At 68.2% G+C, this 14,860-nt stretch carries 17 protein-coding genes and 4 tRNA genes; 15 read left to right on the plus strand and 6 right to left on the minus strand.

The window, feature by feature from the left end:
• The first annotated feature begins 32 nt into the window (after positions 1–32).
• From OG205_RS46600 to OG205_RS46615, 4 genes are all read left to right on the plus strand, one after another.
• Positions 33–1,310 (plus strand): cysteine desulfurase, encoded by a 1,278-nt coding sequence (locus OG205_RS46600; protein ID WP_330274115.1) that lies wholly within the window; start codon positions 33–35, stop codon positions 1,308–1,310.
• On the plus strand, positions 1,310–1,750 hold the full coding sequence (gene sufU, locus OG205_RS46605; protein WP_330274116.1) for a Fe-S cluster assembly sulfur transfer protein SufU: 441 nt from the start codon (positions 1,310–1,312) through the stop codon (positions 1,748–1,750). Before OG205_RS46600 ends, sufU begins: the two co-directional genes overlap by 1 nt.
• Positions 1,747–2,133, plus strand: coding sequence for a metal-sulfur cluster assembly factor (locus OG205_RS46610; RefSeq protein ID WP_093601376.1), 387 nt, complete (start codon positions 1,747–1,749; stop codon positions 2,131–2,133). The genes sufU and OG205_RS46610 overlap by 4 nt, the downstream gene beginning before the upstream one ends.
• 260 nt (positions 2,134–2,393) lie before the next feature.
• The gene (locus tag OG205_RS46615) at positions 2,394–2,945 is read left to right on the plus strand and encodes a hypothetical protein (protein WP_330274117.1); all 552 of its coding nucleotides are present in this window, start codon (positions 2,394–2,396) and stop codon (positions 2,943–2,945) included.
• Positions 2,946–3,016: 71 nt separating this feature from the next.
• Here OG205_RS46615 and OG205_RS46620 read toward each other — a convergent pair whose 3' ends face one another.
• Positions 3,017–3,307, minus strand: coding sequence for an NUDIX domain-containing protein (locus OG205_RS46620; protein ID WP_330274118.1), 291 nt, complete (start codon positions 3,305–3,307; stop codon positions 3,017–3,019).
• A gap of 524 nt (positions 3,308–3,831) precedes the next feature.
• Here OG205_RS46620 and OG205_RS46625 point away from each other — a divergent pair.
• The 6 genes from OG205_RS46625 to OG205_RS46650 all read left to right on the plus strand — a co-directional run bounded on the left by OG205_RS46625 (position 3,832) and on the right by OG205_RS46650 (position 5,592).
• Positions 3,832–3,904 (plus strand) — tRNA-Gly (locus OG205_RS46625).
• 8 nt (positions 3,905–3,912) lie between these two features.
• A tRNA-Leu gene (locus tag OG205_RS46630) sits at positions 3,913–3,986 on the plus strand.
• A 1-nt stretch (position 3,987) separates the two neighbouring features.
• Positions 3,988–4,060: transfer RNA gene (locus OG205_RS46635), tRNA-Leu, on the plus strand.
• An 87-nt stretch (positions 4,061–4,147) separates the two neighbouring features.
• A tRNA-Ile gene (locus tag OG205_RS46640) sits at positions 4,148–4,225 on the plus strand.
• Between the two features lie 67 nt (positions 4,226–4,292).
• Positions 4,293–5,117 (plus strand): DUF72 domain-containing protein, encoded by an 825-nt coding sequence (locus OG205_RS46645; protein ID WP_330278385.1) that lies wholly within the window; start codon positions 4,293–4,295, stop codon positions 5,115–5,117.
• Positions 5,118–5,133: 16 nt separating this feature from the next.
• Positions 5,134–5,592: an NUDIX hydrolase gene (locus OG205_RS46650; RefSeq protein WP_330274119.1), complete on the plus strand. Its 459-nt coding sequence runs from the start codon at positions 5,134–5,136 to the stop codon at positions 5,590–5,592.
• Here OG205_RS46650 and OG205_RS46655 read toward each other — a convergent pair.
• On the minus strand, positions 5,583–5,993 hold the full coding sequence (locus OG205_RS46655; RefSeq protein WP_330274120.1) for a CBS domain-containing protein: 411 nt from the start codon (positions 5,991–5,993) through the stop codon (positions 5,583–5,585). The genes OG205_RS46650 and OG205_RS46655 overlap by 10 nt on opposite strands.
• 157 nt (positions 5,994–6,150) lie before the next feature.
• On the opposite strand from OG205_RS46655, the gene OG205_RS46660 reads away from it, so the two are divergent.
• The 3 genes from OG205_RS46660 to OG205_RS46670 are packed head-to-tail and all read left to right on the plus strand — an operon-like array spanning position 6,151 to position 9,334.
• Positions 6,151–7,428, plus strand: coding sequence for a prenyltransferase/squalene oxidase repeat-containing protein (locus tag OG205_RS46660; RefSeq protein ID WP_330274121.1), 1,278 nt, complete (start codon positions 6,151–6,153; stop codon positions 7,426–7,428).
• The gene (locus OG205_RS46665; RefSeq protein ID WP_330274122.1) at positions 7,425–8,516 is read left to right on the plus strand and encodes a cytochrome P450; all 1,092 of its coding nucleotides are present in this window, start codon (positions 7,425–7,427) and stop codon (positions 8,514–8,516) included. The genes OG205_RS46660 and OG205_RS46665 overlap by 4 nt, the downstream gene beginning before the upstream one ends.
• On the plus strand, positions 8,504–9,334 hold the full coding sequence (locus OG205_RS46670) for a UbiA prenyltransferase family protein (protein ID WP_330274123.1): 831 nt from the start codon (positions 8,504–8,506) through the stop codon (positions 9,332–9,334). The genes OG205_RS46665 and OG205_RS46670 overlap by 13 nt, the downstream gene beginning before the upstream one ends.
• Here OG205_RS46670 and OG205_RS46675 read toward each other — a convergent pair.
• A complete protein-coding gene (locus OG205_RS46675) occupies positions 9,331–10,131 on the minus strand; it encodes an SAM-dependent methyltransferase (RefSeq protein WP_330274124.1) in 801 nt (266 codons plus the stop codon). The two genes, OG205_RS46670 and OG205_RS46675, sit on opposite strands and share 4 nt — an antisense overlap.
• A 71-nt stretch (positions 10,132–10,202) precedes the next feature.
• Entirely contained in the window at positions 10,203–11,225 is a 1,023-nt protein-coding gene (locus tag OG205_RS46680) for a carboxylate-amine ligase (RefSeq protein WP_330274125.1), read from the minus strand.
• On the opposite strand from OG205_RS46680, the gene OG205_RS46685 reads away from it, so the two are divergent.
• Positions 11,226–11,360 carry a hypothetical protein gene (locus tag OG205_RS46685; RefSeq protein ID WP_330274126.1) on the plus strand — a complete coding sequence of 45 codons (135 nt, stop codon included), beginning with the start codon at positions 11,226–11,228 and terminating at the stop codon, positions 11,358–11,360. It abuts the gene before it with no gap.
• A gap of 61 nt (positions 11,361–11,421) precedes the next feature.
• On the opposite strand, the gene OG205_RS46690 is transcribed toward OG205_RS46685, so the two are convergent.
• Entirely contained in the window at positions 11,422–13,098 is a 1,677-nt protein-coding gene (locus OG205_RS46690) for a GGDEF domain-containing protein (RefSeq protein ID WP_330274127.1), read from the minus strand.
• Between the two features lie 120 nt (positions 13,099–13,218).
• Positions 13,219–14,175 (minus strand): lycopene cyclase family protein, encoded by a 957-nt coding sequence (locus OG205_RS46695; RefSeq protein ID WP_330274128.1) that lies wholly within the window; start codon positions 14,173–14,175, stop codon positions 13,219–13,221.
• Between the two features lie 7 nt (positions 14,176–14,182).
• Between OG205_RS46695 and OG205_RS46700 the strand changes: the two genes are divergently transcribed.
• Entirely contained in the window at positions 14,183–14,653 is a 471-nt protein-coding gene (locus tag OG205_RS46700; protein ID WP_330274129.1) for a nitroreductase family deazaflavin-dependent oxidoreductase, read from the plus strand.
• Positions 14,654–14,860: the final 207 nt, after the last annotated feature.

The raw sequence follows: 14,860 nt of genomic DNA on the forward strand, positions 1-14,860 counted from the left end.
CGAATTTTTTGGGGATGTTGAGAGGAGGCGCTGTGACCACCACCGCAGCACCACTGGACGTGGCCGCCCTCAGGGCGGACTTCCCGATCCTGTCTCGCACCGTTCGTGACGGGAAGCGCCTGGTCTACCTGGACTCCGGCGCCACCTCGCAACGCCCGACGCAGGTTCTGGACGCGGAACGCGCGTTCCTGGAACAGCACAACGCCGCTGTCCACAGGGGCGCCCACCAGCTGGCCGAGGAAGCGACCGACGAGTACGAGGGTGCGCGCCAGCGCCTCGCGGACTTCGTCGGCGCCTCGTTCGACGAGCTGGTGTTCACCAAGAACGCCACCGAGGGCTTCAACCTCGTGGCGTACGCGATGGGCAACGCCGCGACCTCGGGTCCCGAGGCCGCGCGCTTCGTCGTGGGTCCCGGCGACGAGATCGTCGTGACCGAGATGGAGCACCACGCGAACCTCGTTCCGTGGCAGCAGCTCGCTTCCCGCACCGGCGCGACGCTGAAGTGGTTCAAGCTGACCCAGGACGGTCGTCTCGACCTGTCCGATGTGGACAGCGTGATCACACCGCGCACCAAGGTCGTCGCGTTCACGCACCAGTCGAACGTGACCGGCGTGATCAACCCGGTCTCGGTGCTCGTCGCGGCCGCGCGGAAGGTCGGCGCGCTGACCGTGCTGGACGCGTGCCAGTCCGTTCCGCACAGCCCGGTCGACTTCCGCGAGCTCGGCGTCGACTTCGCGTCGTTCTCCGGCCACAAGATGCTCGGCCCGTCCGGCATCGGTGTCCTCTATGGACGTCGCGAACTGCTGGAAGCGTTGCCTCCCTTCATCACCGGCGGCTCGATGATCGAGCTCGTCAAGATGGAGGGCTCGACGTTCGCGCCGCCGCCGCAGCGCTTCGAGGCCGGTTCCCCGATGACGTCCCAGGCCGTCGGCCTGGGTGCCGCGGTGGACTACCTGAGCATCGTCGGCATGGAGCGGATCAACGCTCACGAGCACGCCCTGACCGTTGCCGCGCTGGAAGGTCTGTCGGGCATCAAGGGTGTCCGCCTGATCGGCCCGCAGGACGCGGTCGACCGGGGCGGCGCCGTGCCGTTCGAGATCGAGGGCGTACACCCGCACGACGCCGGCCAGGTGCTCGACAGCCTGGGCATCGCCGTCCGCGTGGGCCACCACTGCGCGTGGCCGCTGCACCGCTGCCTGAACGCCCAGTCGTCGGTGCGCGCGACGTTCTACCTGTACAACACGCTGGACGAGGTCGACGCACTGGTCGACGGCGTCCGCGAGGCGCAGAAGTTCTTCGGGGTGGCCTGATGCAGCTCCAGCAGATGTACCAGGAGATCATCCTGGACCACTACAAGAACCCGCACGGCCGTGGCCTGCGCGACCCGTTCGACGCGGAGTCGTTCCAGGTCAACCCGACCTGCGGCGACGAGGTGACGCTCCGGGTCCTGGTGCGTGACGACGTCGTGCAGGACGTGTCCTACGACGGCCAGGGCTGCTCGATCAGCCAGGCCTCGACGTCGGTGTTGACCGACCTCGTCGTGGGTAAGCCGGTGGGCGAGGCGTTCAAGAAGATGGACGCGTTCGTCGAGCTGATGCAGAGTCGCGGCCAGATCGAGCCCGACGAGGACGTCCTCGAAGACGGCATCGCCTTCGCCGGCGTCTCGAAGTACCCAGCACGCGTGAAGTGCGCGTTGCTGGGCTGGATGGCCTTCAAAGACGCAGTAGCACGAAGCCAGGGAGCAGCATGAGCACCGAAGAAGTCGTCCGGGGAGCCGAAGGCATGCCGGTCTTCGAGCCCAAAGCTGATGTCGCCGCGCTCGACGACCTCGAAGAAGCGATGCGCGACGTCGTGGACCCGGAACTCGGCATCAACGTCGTGGACCTCGGCCTCGTCTACGACATCCACGTCGACGAGAAGAACGTCGCCACGATCGACATGACGCTCACGTCGGCGGCCTGCCCGCTGACCGACGTCATCGAGGACCAGACCCGCGCCGCCCTCACCGGCGGCGGCAGTGGTGGCCTCGTGGCGGACTTCCGCATCAACTGGGTGTGGATGCCGCCGTGGGGCCCGGAGAAGATCACCGACGACGGCCGCGAGCAGCTGCGCGCGCTGGGCTTCACCGTCTGACCTGTTCTAGCCGAACGGCGCGCATCCCATGCGGGGTGCGCGCCGTTTTGCTTTGTGTGCAAGCGGTTGGTCCGGAAGCGCTAGTGACGGCCCTGGGTACGCCTGGGATGGTGGACTGTGCCAGTCGGCCTGGGGGCTTCCGGCTCACGCCTTCGATTCGGGAGGCTCGTTCTCGCGCGCCCCTGTGCCTTCACCACACCTGGGGGGACAGACGCATCATGCAGGTAAAGCCCACTCTTGGCAGACGTGTCGCCGTCTGCTTGACGACCATTCTCGCGTTCATCGGGATGGTGGCCGCACCCGTTCAGGCGGACACCGAGAAGCCGCCTCCCGGAATCAGCACCGAAACGTGGCGGGCCCGGCCCACCGCCCCGGTCTTCAGCGCCTCGGCCAGTCCGATCCTCTGCTTCTCCGGACACGTGCAGGGCATCGGCTGGACGGCCTGGGACTGCAACGACGGGGACTGGGCCTTCGCGGGTACCGAGAACCAGTCCCTGAGCCTCGAAGCCATCCTGATCATCGCTTACAACACCGGCGGCAGGACGTGTGCCCAGGCACACAGCAAGGACATCGGGTGGGGAGCCTTCCCCTGCGAGGACGACGGGCGGGAGTTCGCGGTCGGCACGACCGGACAGAGCCTCCAGATGGAGGCGTTCAGGTTCCGCCACACCACTCGGTGGAGCTGCAACAACGCGCACGGCCAGAACTACGGGTGGCAGACCGGAGGCTGCGTCGGTCCTGACCAGTCCAGGATGGCGGGTACCACCGGCCAGTCGCTCCGCCTCGAGGCCGCGACGGCCACCATCCTCTGATGCGTTGATCATGACGCGGAGGGCCGCTCGAAAGGGCGGTTCCTCCACGCCGTCTGATCTCGGTTCGTCGTTCAGAGCAGGTCGAGGAACGTCGTCGCCAGTGGGCCGTTCAAGGACGTCCGGCGCGCCTCGGCGACGCTCACGAGCCGGGAACGCAGCTCGTACCCGTCGGTGTCGGTCCAGTCGGACCCACCGGCGCGTTCGGTCGCGGTGCCGTGGAAGACGACCTGGAGGAAGTCCGGATAGGGGTAGAGGTGGTCAGGACGCCTCGGGGCGAGGTGTTCGAAGTGCAGCCATCCCAGCGGGCGAAGGCTTTCGCGGTCGAGCAGCCACCCGGTCTCCTCGTGCACCTCGCGCGTCACGGTGTCCGCGTGCGTCTCGCCGGGATGCCGCCGGCCGCCGGGCAGGACGTGGCCGCCGTCGACGTTCTCGCAGAAGACGTGTGCATGACCAGCAATCTCGCCACGTCCGGGTGACGCCCCCCGAATCCAGGCCCAGTACCCCACATGAACGTCATCGAAACAGAGACCCACCATCTGGAACACCGCGAGAAGCTTGAATAAATGCGTTGCGAGCGTGTCGAACGCTCGCATAGCTTGATCCCATCACGAACAACAGAGATCAACCGGAGGAAGACATGCTTGCCAACGCACAGCTCGCGGGATGGCGAATTCTCGCCCTCATCGCCGGCGGTCTGCTGGCGGTGGCGTGGGGCTCCACGCCATGACCTGATCCCCAGGTCATGACCTCGGAGCCGCCCACGGGAAACCCTGGGCGGTTTTCTTTTTGCCCGGCCTTCAATGCCGATGAGCTTTGGAAGCGGAACGGATTCCAAACCCGTTTCCCGAGGGTTCGACTCCTTCCATCGGTGCTGCTCGAAAACAATGCGGTCGTGGTGAACTCGGCGGACACGTCGGTCTTCCAAACCGAAGAAGAGGGTTCGATGCCCTCCGACCGCTCGCTTCAAGTGGATCTAGCCCAACTGGTAGAGGCACATGGTTGAGGGCCATGACAGTCAGGGTTCGAATCCCTGGATCCGCACGCCCCGGTAGCCCAACGGAAGAGGCAACGCGCTCAGAACGCGTCCAGTGCAGGTTCGAATCCTGCCCGCGGCACTGCACAACTGAATCGGGGGACGCGCCGGCGCGCAGGTGATCCTTGCAAGATCGCCCTGGAGGGTTCAACACCCTCGTCTTCCACTCCGTCCCGTAGCTCAGCCCGGTGAGAGCGTCCGCCTGATACGCGGTAGGTCCCAGGTTCAAATCCTGGCGGGACGACCACACGATAAATTGGACCCACGACCGACGGGAGTGGGTAGGAGTGGCACGTCTTCACGTCGGCTGCGCGATGTGGAACCACAAGGCGTGGCCCGGACGGTTCCTGCCACAACCCTCGCCACCGAAGGAGCGTCTGCGGGCATACGCGGGCTGGTGCAACGCGGTCGAGGGCAACACCACCTTCTACGCGACTCCTGCCAGGGCCACCGTGGAAACGTGGGCGCGGCAGACCGATCCCGGTTTCCGGTTCGTGGTGAAGCTGCCGAAGGTCGTCACGCACGAGCGCAGGTTCGCCGGGGTCGAGGCGGAGATGCGGGCGTTCCTGGACGCGATCGAACCCCTCGGCGAGCGGGCCGTGCTGTGGACGCAGCTGCCCGCGTCGTTCGGCCCGCTCGACGTCGACGCACTGGGCCGGTTCCTGCGCAGGCTGCCCGCCGATCTCCGGCGCACGGTGGAGGTGCGTCACCTCGATTTCTTCACCGACGCTCGTTCGGCCTCGCTGCTCGAGGGAACGCTCGACGACGTGCACGCCGAGTGGATGACGTTCGACACCGAGGTCCTCTTCCAGAGTCCGCCGACCAGCGAGGGCGAAGCGGAGGCGTGGGCCAAGAAGCCGAGGATGCCGCGGCGGACGCGTGCGCTGACCGATCGGCCGGTCGTCCGCTACCTGGGCCGGGACTCCGTCGAGGAGACGGTCGAGGGATGGCGGCCGTGGGCCGAGGTGGTCGCGAACTGGCTCCGAGAGGACCTGTCGCCGACGTTCTTCGTGCACACACCCAACAACGACGACGCACCCGCTCTGGCCCGTCGCTTCCACGACGACGTGCGCGCACTGGTTCCCGGACTCGATCCACTGCCCGAGCCGGCACCGGTCGAGCCCGCGACCCTGTTCTGATCCGTACGAAGGAACTGTGGATCACAGCAGCAAGGCGATCTCCGCGGCGGGCGCACTCTTCTTCGACGCCGCCGGTCGCCTTCTGCTCGTCGAGCCGACCTACAAGCCGCACTGGGAGATCCCGGGCGGGGTGATCGAGCACGGCGAGACTCCGAGCGAGGCCTGTCGCCGCGAGGTGGCGGAAGAACTGGGCCTGGTCAGGGAACCTGGCAGGCTTCTCGTGGTCGACTGGGCACCCCAGGGCGACCAGGACCGCGTCCTGTTCGTGTTCGAGGGCGGCCTGCTCACCGCCGACGACCACATCCGCCTCCAGGCGGAGGAGCTCGGGCAGTACGAGTTCGTGACCCCGGACGAGGCAGGCCGACGCCTGATCCCGAGACTCGCGCGCCGCGTCTCCGAAGCGCTGCGAGCCAGGGAATCAGGCGAGACCCGCTACCTGGAGCACGGCGTGGGCAGGTCGGACGGTCAGGCGTAGACCCGTTCGACGAACGACGCCAGCTCGTGCTCAGGCAGGTGCCGGGCGAGGTCCGCCTCCGACACCATGCCGACGAGCCGGTGGTCGTCGATCACCGGCACCCGCCGGATCTGGTTGTCCTCCATGGTCCGCAGCACCTGCGCCAGCGAGTCCGAGGCGTTGACCCAGTGGACGTGGCACCCGAACTCGCCGACCTTCGTCGCGGCCAGGTCGAGGCCACCGGCCACGGCCCTGATCACGATGTCGCGGTCGGTGATGATCCCGTGCAGCCGGTCGTCCTTGCCGCAGATGGGCAGGGATCCGACGTCGAGGTCCCGCATCATGCGGGCGGCCTCGACGAGGTTCGCGTCCTCGTCCACGCACTGCACTCCGGGGTGCATGATCTCGCGCGCTGTCGTCACAACATCCTCCTTCCGGCCTTGTGTCACGAGCATCCGCGCACCCGCACCACTCCGCAGATCAGTCCGCTGAACGGACTAGACCCTTGCCTGCCGGGCGGCCCAGAGTGCTACTCTGAGTGTTCCTAGAGTGACGCAGTTGCTATCTCCGGGGGCCGCGATGAGGCTGTTGGCGCGACTGACCGACGATCCCTGGGGCGGCCTTTCACCGTCCGTGTACGAGACGGGCAGACTCGTCGCGCTGGCGCCGTGGCTGCAGGGGCACGACGCCCGGATCCGGTACCTCCTCGACACCCAGCACGCCGACGGCACGTGGGGCGGTCCTGGCGAATACGCGCTGGTCCCGACCCTGAGCGCGGTCGACGCGCTGAAGAAGCACCCGGCGGCGCGCAGAGGCCTCGAAGCCCTGCGCAAGCTGCTCAGCCGCCCGCTGAAGCTGCCCGACACGGTCGCCGTAGAGCTCATCGTTCCCGCGCTCGCCGAACGGCTCGGCCTGCGCACGCCGCTCGACCCGCGCTCGTTGCACGCGCTCAGGAACCGCCCGCTGCCGGACAAGCTCTGGCACACACTGGAGATCTTCGGCCCACGTCCCGAGGTCGTCGCGGTCGACGGCATCGTCGCCGCCAGCCCGGCCGCGACCGCGGTCCAGTTGCAGGGCCCGGTGCCGGGGGACGGCCTCGACTACTTGGAGGCCGTCCAAGAACGGCACGGAGGTCCCGTCCCCGCTGGTGTTCCGGTCCCGCTGTTCGAACGCTCGTGGATCATCGTCGCGCTCAGATCCGCGGGCCTGGACGTCCCCGATCCGATGGTGGAGCGGCTCCAAGCTGCGTTCGGTGTGCGGGGCGCGGCAGGCGGACCGGGCCTCCCGGCCGACGCCGACGACACGGCCACCGCGCTGCACGCCCTCGCGTTGTGCGACAGCCCCGGTCCGGCAGAGACCCTCGACCACTACCGGGAAGCCCGTCACTTCGCCTGCTTCCCGCACGAGCGCACCCCGTCGACCAGCACGAACGCCCACGCGCTCCAGGCGATCGGGTACGACCGGGAACTGGAGGAGTGGTTGCGGGACATGCAGGAACCGGCGGGCAACTGGCGCGACAAGTGGCACGCTTCGCCCTACTACGCCACGGCATGCGTCACGAACGCCCTGCGAGGCAACGAAAAGGCCGTCGACTGGGTCCTCGGCACCCAGCGCGACGACGGTTCGTGGGGCCGTTGGGAAGGCACCTACGAGGAGACCGCCTACGCCATCCGAATCCTGTCGCACGCACGGCGGGACGTCACCGGAGCGGTGAGCCGCGGCGCGAAGTTCCTGCACGAGTGGGGCGATCGCGAGCACCCGCCGTTGTGGCACGACAAAGACCTTTACACCCCAACGAGAATCGTTCAGGCGGAAGGCCTGGCCGCACTCCACCTCGCCTGCGCGGTGCGCCGATGAACCGGACGGAGCTGAGGTTCACGCTGCGGCTGATCCCGTTCCTCGACTCGGTGGAGAGCGTCGAGGACGGCCTGGTCAGGCTCCGGGACCGGCGCTGGCTCGTCTGGCACCCGGACGTCATGGCCGCGCTCTTCCGCAACGACCGCGCGTTGCGGCACCCGCCGAGCCGCACGCTGAGTCCGTTGCTGGGCAACCGATCCGTGCTGTGGCTCGACGGCGCCGAGCACACCGAGTACCGCCGCACGCTCGCCCCGATGCTGCGCGGCGCCCGGTACCAGGAGCTGATCGAGGAGATGACCGCCCGCTCGATCGCCGACCTGCCGAGCGGTCCGACCAGCGTCTCCGCGTGGACCAGGAAACTCACCCTCAGGATCATGGGCCGTGTCGTCTTCGGAGTGGACGACGACGAGCTGCTGACCGCGTTCACCCGCTGGCTGGACCGGCGCCTCGGCAACCGCGCCCGCACCCTCGCGCACCGTTACCTGACACCCGGCGCCACGAGGTCCGACCCGCACCTCGACGCGATGCTGTTGCACCGCGCCCGAACCGCCGAACCTCCGGCGCTGGCGGCGTTCCTGCCACGGGAGGATCTGCGCGACCAGGTCGTCTCTCTGCTGTTCGCGGGTCACGAGACCACGGCGAGCGCCATCGCCTGGACGTTGTACTGGATCAGCCGGACACCGGGTCTCGCCGGCGAACTCGACGACGACCTGCTCGACGCCACGATCAGGGAGTCGCTGCGGCTGTCCCCGCCCGCCGCGCTCGCCGGCAACCGGATGAGCGACGAGGGCATGGTGATCACCCCGAGCATCTACCTGGCGCACCGCCGGGCCGCGACGTACGAGAACCCGCACGTCTTCGACCCTGCTCGCAAGCCACCGCCGCCCGGCGCGTTCTTCCCGTTCGGCGGGGGAGTGCGGCACTGCCCCGGCAAGGACCTGGCGCTGCTGGAGATCCGCCTGGTCGTCCGGGCGTTGCTGGCGCACAGGCACGTCCAGCTCAGTTCCCCGACCAGCACACCCCAGCTGCGGGGCGCCGCGATGGCGCCGCCGCCGGACCTCGCGATGGTGGCCACTTGCCGGCGTTGATCCACCTCCACCGCCTGGAGCATCCCTTCGGCATGCACTACGCGTGCGCCGCCGCCTGGGGTGCCTGCTACGCGACGAGGTTCGACCTCGCCGTCGTGATCGCGGTGCTCGCCAACTTCGTCGCGATCGTCTCCGGCAACCCGCTCAACGCCTACGCCGACGTCCGCAACGACATCCACACGGCGGACAAACGCCATCTGGCCCAGGCGGTGCAGGAGATCGGCGCGCGGAAGGTCCTCGCGCTGGCGATCTTCGAGATGATCTTCGCACTCGCGCTGGCGGCCGCCGTCTCGTGGAAGGTCGCGGCCGGCGTCGGGCTGATCCTGGTGCTGTACCTGGCGTACAACCTCGAACCGGTCAGGCTGAAACGGCGTGGGTATTCCGGTCCGGTGGTGCTCGCGATCGCCGCAGGGCTGCTGCCGAGCATCACGGCCTATTCGGCGGCAGGGGGACAGGCCGATCCGGCGGTGTGGCTCGTGTTCTCCGGTGTCGCGGCGCTGGCGACGGGGCGCGCGCTCTGGTGGGCCGTCCCCGACCGCGCCGGCGACGCTCGCGTCGGGTCACGCACCCCGGCCGTCCTGTACGGCGCTCGCCACGCCGTCAACGCGACCACCCAGCTGACCGTGGGCGGGTTGCTGCTGGTCGGCGGCGGCCTGTGGTTCCGGTTCGGGCCGTTCTGGGCGGCGGTCGGTGTCGTCGCGTGCTCGGCGTTCCTGCTCGCGCGAGACCTGCCGACAGCGGGTCAGCAGCTGCGTTACGGCATGTCGATGGCCGTGACGTCGACGATCGTGCTGGCCGCGATCCCGTTGCTGGCCTAGAGCTTGCGCGCGAGGCCGCCGGATCCGTGGAAGTTCTCCGGGTTGCGGTCCTGGACCTCGCCGGGATCCGGTTCCCACAACGGGATCGGCACCACGCCCGGTTCCAGGACCTCCATGCCGTCGAAGAACCGCACGACCTGCTCCGGGTACCGGAACGTGAAGGCGGGCAACGGCTGATCCCCGTACATGGCACCGAAAAGTCCCACCGCGGCCAGCATGAACGGATCGCGGCACGTGTGCGAGAGCCCGAGGTGGCTGCCGGGCGCCAGCGCGTTCAGGTACTTGGCCAGCACCTTGTACGGTTCGGCGTCGTCCGGGACGAAGTGCAGCACGTCCAGCACCAGCACCGCGATCGGCTCCGACAGGTCGAGCGTCGAGCGGATCTCCTGCGACTCCAGCACCTTCTCCGGATCGCACAGATCCGCGCACAGGTACGACACGCGCGGCTCGTCCGCGATGATCTCCCGGCCCTCGGCCGCCACCGCCGGGTCGACGTCCACGTACACCACGCGCGCGTCGGGCGCGGCGAGGTGCACGTGGCCCGCCGTGGGCAGGCCGGAGCCGAGGTCGATGAACTGCCGCACGCCGAGCGCCGTCAGTCGCCTGACGACCCTGCCCAGGAACGAGCGGTGCGTGCGGCACAGGTAGGGCAGGTGCGGTGCCGCGGACACGAGGTGCGCCGCCAGTTCCTGGTCGGCCTCGGTGTTGTGGGTGCCGCCGAGCCAGTAGTCCCTGACCCGCGCGGTGTTGGGACGCTCCGGACCGTTCACTCCCGGCGCCCAGATGGGGGTGGCCACGGAGATTAACTACCGGTTCGAGGCTTGGAGGTGACCCAAGAGAACCCGAGGTTTACCCAATCGAGTGAACGTCAGACCGGCGCAGTCTGCGCGACCAGGAATCCCACCACGTCGTCACGGCGGCCGCGGCGTGCGAACGCCCTGCGCTGCCGCACCGCGCCCGTGCCGTCGAGCAGCAACCGGTCGATCCCGGTGGTCACCATCTCGTAGTCACCGGAGAACTCCAGCGCCGGCCGGATCCACCGCACCAACGACGCGACGATCGACGACGCCGGCGTGGGCGCGCCGGTGACCGGGTCGATGCCGAAGCCCTCCAGGCCGTCACGCGCGGCACGCCACATCGCGACCTTCAGCAGATGCGGCGGCGGTGCCACGGGCGGCGCACCGGAACTCAGTGCGGTGGCGGCGATCCCGCGCACCAGAGCGGCCATCAGCACCGCCTCCTCGACCGTCGGCGCGACGTCGGAGACCCGCAGTTCGAGCGTGGGGTGACGGGCGGAGAGCCGGATGTCCCAGTAGAGCATCCCGGCGTCCATCGCCGCGCCGCTCGCGACGATCTCCTCCCGTGCCGTGAAGTACTCGGCCGCGGAGCCGAAGTGCGGCGGCGCACCCGAAGTGGGCCAACGGTTCCAGACCACGTACCGCCAGCTCGCGTACCCCGTGTCGCCGTCGACCCAGTACGGCGAGTTCGCGCCGAGCGCGAGGATGGTGGGCAGCCACGGACGCAGGTGGTTGCTCACGAAGATCTTCGACTCGTCGTCGGGCAGCCCGATGTGCACGTGGCAGCCGCAGATCGCGAGGTCGTTGGTGAGCGCTCCCATCTCCTGCGCCATCCGGTGGTAGCGCGGGGAGTTCGTCAGCGGCGTCGGCATCGTGAGGCCCAGCACGGGCGTCCCGGTCGCGGCCAGCCTCGCGTCGTGGTGCGCGGCCCGTTCGATCAACGCCCGGCGCGCCACCGCGAGTTCGTCGCGCAACACGTTCATGTCCGTGCAGATGCCGCTGGCCGATTCCACCTGATACTGCGCGATTTCCGGCTGCAGGTCGACGTCGAACCGGTCGGCACCGGCAAGAACTTCCTTGGCACGGTTGGCCAAATGGCCCGTGGAAGCTTCTACGAGAACGAATTCTTCTTCCACACCAACGGTGAGGAGGCCGTCCGAGCTCGTGCGTTGCGCGGGTACCGCTTGAGTTCTGCTGCCGACGTGCACGCCGAACCTCCAGTGCGCTGAGTAGCAATACCGATGCTATGAGTGATCAGCGCGCCGCACAGGAGGCGTTTGGTTGTACTTGTTAACTCACCGCGCGTTGCGCGACACCACGCAGCACGTCACGTCGTTCCGTGCCCGGCCGGCCCATGACCCAGCTGGACCCCGCAAGCGACTTCGCGTGCTCCTTCACCGGTGCCAGCAACCGCGACACCTCTCGATACGACCCCACTGATCCCGGGGCACAGATAAGGGTCGCAAGAGAGAGGGTGACGTGTCGTCCTTCTGCCGTGTATTGCTTGTCGAGCAATCGAGCACTCAGCGGCACCGTTTCGTCGAGCCCGGCCAGCAGGAGGAAGTCGTCGCCGCCGACGTGCCCGACCTGCACGCCGGGGAACGCGTGCGCGAGGTCCGCCAGGGCGTGCCCGATCTCGCGGATCAGGTCGTCACCGGCCGCGAACCCGACCGTGTCGTTGACCAGCTTGAAGCCGTCGACGTCCAGCCAGGAGATCGCGAAGATCTCGCCGGACTCGATGCGCTGGTCGACGTTCCTCGCGATCGCGTCGCTGCCGGGAAGGCGCGTCAGCGGGCTTAGCGCGGCCGCCTGCTCCACCTTCAGTTCGGCGACACCGCGCACAACGTCCGCCACGCGCACAACACCCATGCACCGTTCGTTGTGGTCCACGACGATGAGGTCGTCGTTGGTGCGCTCACGGTTCGCACCCGTTACGACGTCCAACAGGTCGAGCGCCGACGACTCGGTGCCGATGAGGTGCGGCTTGTCCGCGAGCCGTGCGGCCTCCCTCTTGGCGTGCAGGGCGTGGCCGTACGGACCGGTCACGGCGAGCAGGAACCGGTTGCGGTCCACCGACCACTTCGGGCGTCCCTCGTCGTCGATCAGAACGACACCCGTGACCGACGGCTGCGACGCCAGGACCTCACGCACCTCTTCACTGGTCGCGTGCTCGTGCAGTGTCGTCGCCGGGTGCAGGAAGGCCGTGATCCGGGGACCCGTGGTGCTGCGCCGGATCTCCCCGGTCTCCGTGACCGACTCGGGCGCGATGCGGGCGTTCACCGCGGGTCGTCGCTGCGGCGGCGCGAGGAGCTTGCCCTGCGCGTACCCCACCCCCAGCTTGCGCAGGTAGGTCAGCTCCGCCTCGGTCTCCACGCCCTCGGCCACGACCTGACCACCCGTGTACTCGCCGAGGTGCACCAGCGACTTCACCAACGCGCCTCGCGCGGCGTCGTCGGGCAGCGTGCGGACGATCTCGCGGTCGAGCTTGATGTAGTCCGGCGAGGCACTCGTCAGCAGGCCCAGCGGCACGTCGCCCTCGCCCACGCAGTCGAGCGCGATGCGGAAACCGTTGTTCCGCAGCGTTTGCATGCCACGGGCGAGGCGCGCGCGATTGGCCCGCGAGTACGGTTCGCCGATCTCGATGACGATGCTGTCCGGCGACCGGCCCGCGTCCCGCAGCGCACCGTAGAGAGGGCTCATCACCTCGGGCTTGTCCGCGATCGTGAGCGCGAGCAGGTTGACGTGCAACGGCAGCATCAGGTCGAAGTCGGCCGCGGACCGGATGGCGCGGCAGGCGAGTCCGACGTCGGCGTTCGCCAGCAGGCCCGCCCGGAAGGCGGCCTGGAGCAGATCCTGCACGCTGCCGTCGTGCGGCCGGGCCAGAGCCTCGATCGCGACGACGCCCCCGGTGTTCAGGTTGAACAGCGGCTGGAAGGCGAACCTGACGTCATCCAGCAAGGCGGGCACGCCCCCGATCGTGCCGGTGCGAACGACCGGCACCAAGCGGGTTCACCAGCTGTTCACGAGCTCGGCGACGATTTGCCACACCGGGGCTGCGCTCGGTGACGCGGCGTTCACGCTGGGAGTTCAGCGCGGGAGTTTCCACCTGAGATGGCCTGGAGCCGTGCGGAACAACGCGAGCATGGCGGCTGCAGTTCCTTTGACGTCCTCACGGCCAGACAGGTACGCACGCTGATGCTCCGGCTCGAGCCGGAAGAACACCTCGAAGAAGTCCAGCGTCTCGTCCGGACCGAAGCGGAGAAGCGCTTCGAGGCCCCTCATGCGCATCGCGTGCACGATGCGTGCCTTTATCGGCCAGATGACGTGCTTGGGGTTCTCGTTCGCCTTGATCGCCGCGGCGACCAGCGGTGCGAGTCGCAGTGAGGTGGCGACGCTGTAACCGGTGGCGGGGTGGACGAAGCCGGCCGCGGCGCCGAACGCGTTGCCCGCCACCCTCGGTGCGTCCAAGGGGAAGCGCACGCGTTCCTCTTCTTCACCTGGGGCGAGGCGAGCGTGCAGGCGTTCGCGGAGTTCCGGCAACGGCTTGGCGGGCCTGCCCGCCAAGCAGGTCTCTTCCACCAACAGCCGGTTACCGCCCAGCGGGACCGTGTAGAGGAACGTGTCGCCGTTGCCGCGCCAGTCCATCAACGTGGTCTCGGTGCTGTCCGACTCGATGACCGTTCCTACGGCCGTTTGTTCGGCACGGCCCTTGCGCGCGCCTGTGGCGTTGAACGTGTGGCGCGCTGCTTCTGGCCGTTGGAGTACTTGGACTGTGTCTGGCAGTTCGTGGAGCTTGGCGTTGTCCAGCACGACGTAGGTGCGTTGGATCAGGTGCTCTTCGCGCGCGTAGGCGCGAACAGTGGTGCTTGCGGATTTGATCGGGGTGTCTGCTGGGAGCTCGTCGGCCCACGCGCCGTACGTCGCCGTCCAGGGCCGGTGGGGGTGACGGTCGACGATCGCTGTGTGGAGACCTTCCCCTGCACACGCGCGTGCGAGCGCACGGCCTGCTGGACCTCCGCCAATCACCACCACGTCGAACGTCATGAGGTCCATGATTGACCTTGTGGCCAAGACCTACCGCCAGCACCTCGTCCGTCGCGTCGGCAACGTCGTCATCAGCCGTGCTGTCTCGCTCGGCATCGCGCCCTCCCACTACGTGCTGCTGACCATCCGTGGCCGGCGCAGTGGTGCGGAGCGGACGATTCCCATTCGCCTGATGCGGCACGACGGCCAGGAGTGGCTCGTCGCGCCGTACGGCGTTCGCGACTGGGTGCACAACGCACGGGCAGCTGGTTCGGCGGTCCTGCGAAGGGGACGTAGGTCACGTCAAGTCGTTTTGAACGAGGTTTCCGCGCCCGTCGCGGCGCCCGTGCTGGCCGCTTACGTGCGGAAGGAGCCGGTGACTAGGCCTTTCTTCGACGCGCGGGTCGGTGACCCCGTCTCGGCGTTCGAGGCCGAGGCCGACCGCCATCCGGTCTTCGAAGTGACGAACGCGCAGGTCAGCGGCGGTGCGGGCGCTTAGGTGACCCCCCGATTTGGAGATCGAAAGTGCCCCGTGTAATGTTCTCCAAGTCAGAGCGACACGGGCCGGGAAACAAGCCGGAACGGGCCTGACAAAAAAGCCGGAAGACAAAGAGCCTCTAAGAGGCCGATTTGACACTGGCTCGCAAGACCAAATAAGCTTCAGCAACACAAGCCCCGGAAGTAAGTCAGCGAAAAGCTGATGTGA

This window comes from Lentzea sp. NBC_00516, from assembly GCF_036346835.1.
GTDB classification, from domain to species: Bacteria; Actinomycetota; Actinomycetes; order Mycobacteriales; family Pseudonocardiaceae; genus Lentzea; species Lentzea sokolovensis.

Coding starts and splice junctions, on each gene's coding strand:
- sufU (WP_330274116.1), top strand. CDS start 1,310: ATGCAGCTCCAGCAGATGTACCAGGAGATCATCCTGGACCACTACAAG.
- OG205_RS46610 (WP_093601376.1), top strand. CDS start 1,747: ATGAGCACCGAAGAAGTCGTCCGGGGAGCCGAAGGCATGCCGGTCTTC.
- OG205_RS46645 (WP_330278385.1), top strand. CDS start 4,293: ATGTGGAACCACAAGGCGTGGCCCGGACGGTTCCTGCCACAACCCTCG.
- OG205_RS46660 (WP_330274121.1), top strand. CDS start 6,151: ATGAGGCTGTTGGCGCGACTGACCGACGATCCCTGGGGCGGCCTTTCA.
- OG205_RS46665 (WP_330274122.1), top strand. CDS start 7,425: ATGAACCGGACGGAGCTGAGGTTCACGCTGCGGCTGATCCCGTTCCTC.
- OG205_RS46685 (WP_330274126.1), top strand. CDS start 11,226: ATGGCCCGTGGAAGCTTCTACGAGAACGAATTCTTCTTCCACACCAAC.
- OG205_RS46695 (WP_330274128.1), bottom strand. CDS start 14,175: ATGACGTTCGACGTGGTGGTGATTGGCGGAGGTCCAGCAGGCCGTGCG.
- OG205_RS46700 (WP_330274129.1), top strand. CDS start 14,183: ATGATTGACCTTGTGGCCAAGACCTACCGCCAGCACCTCGTCCGTCGC.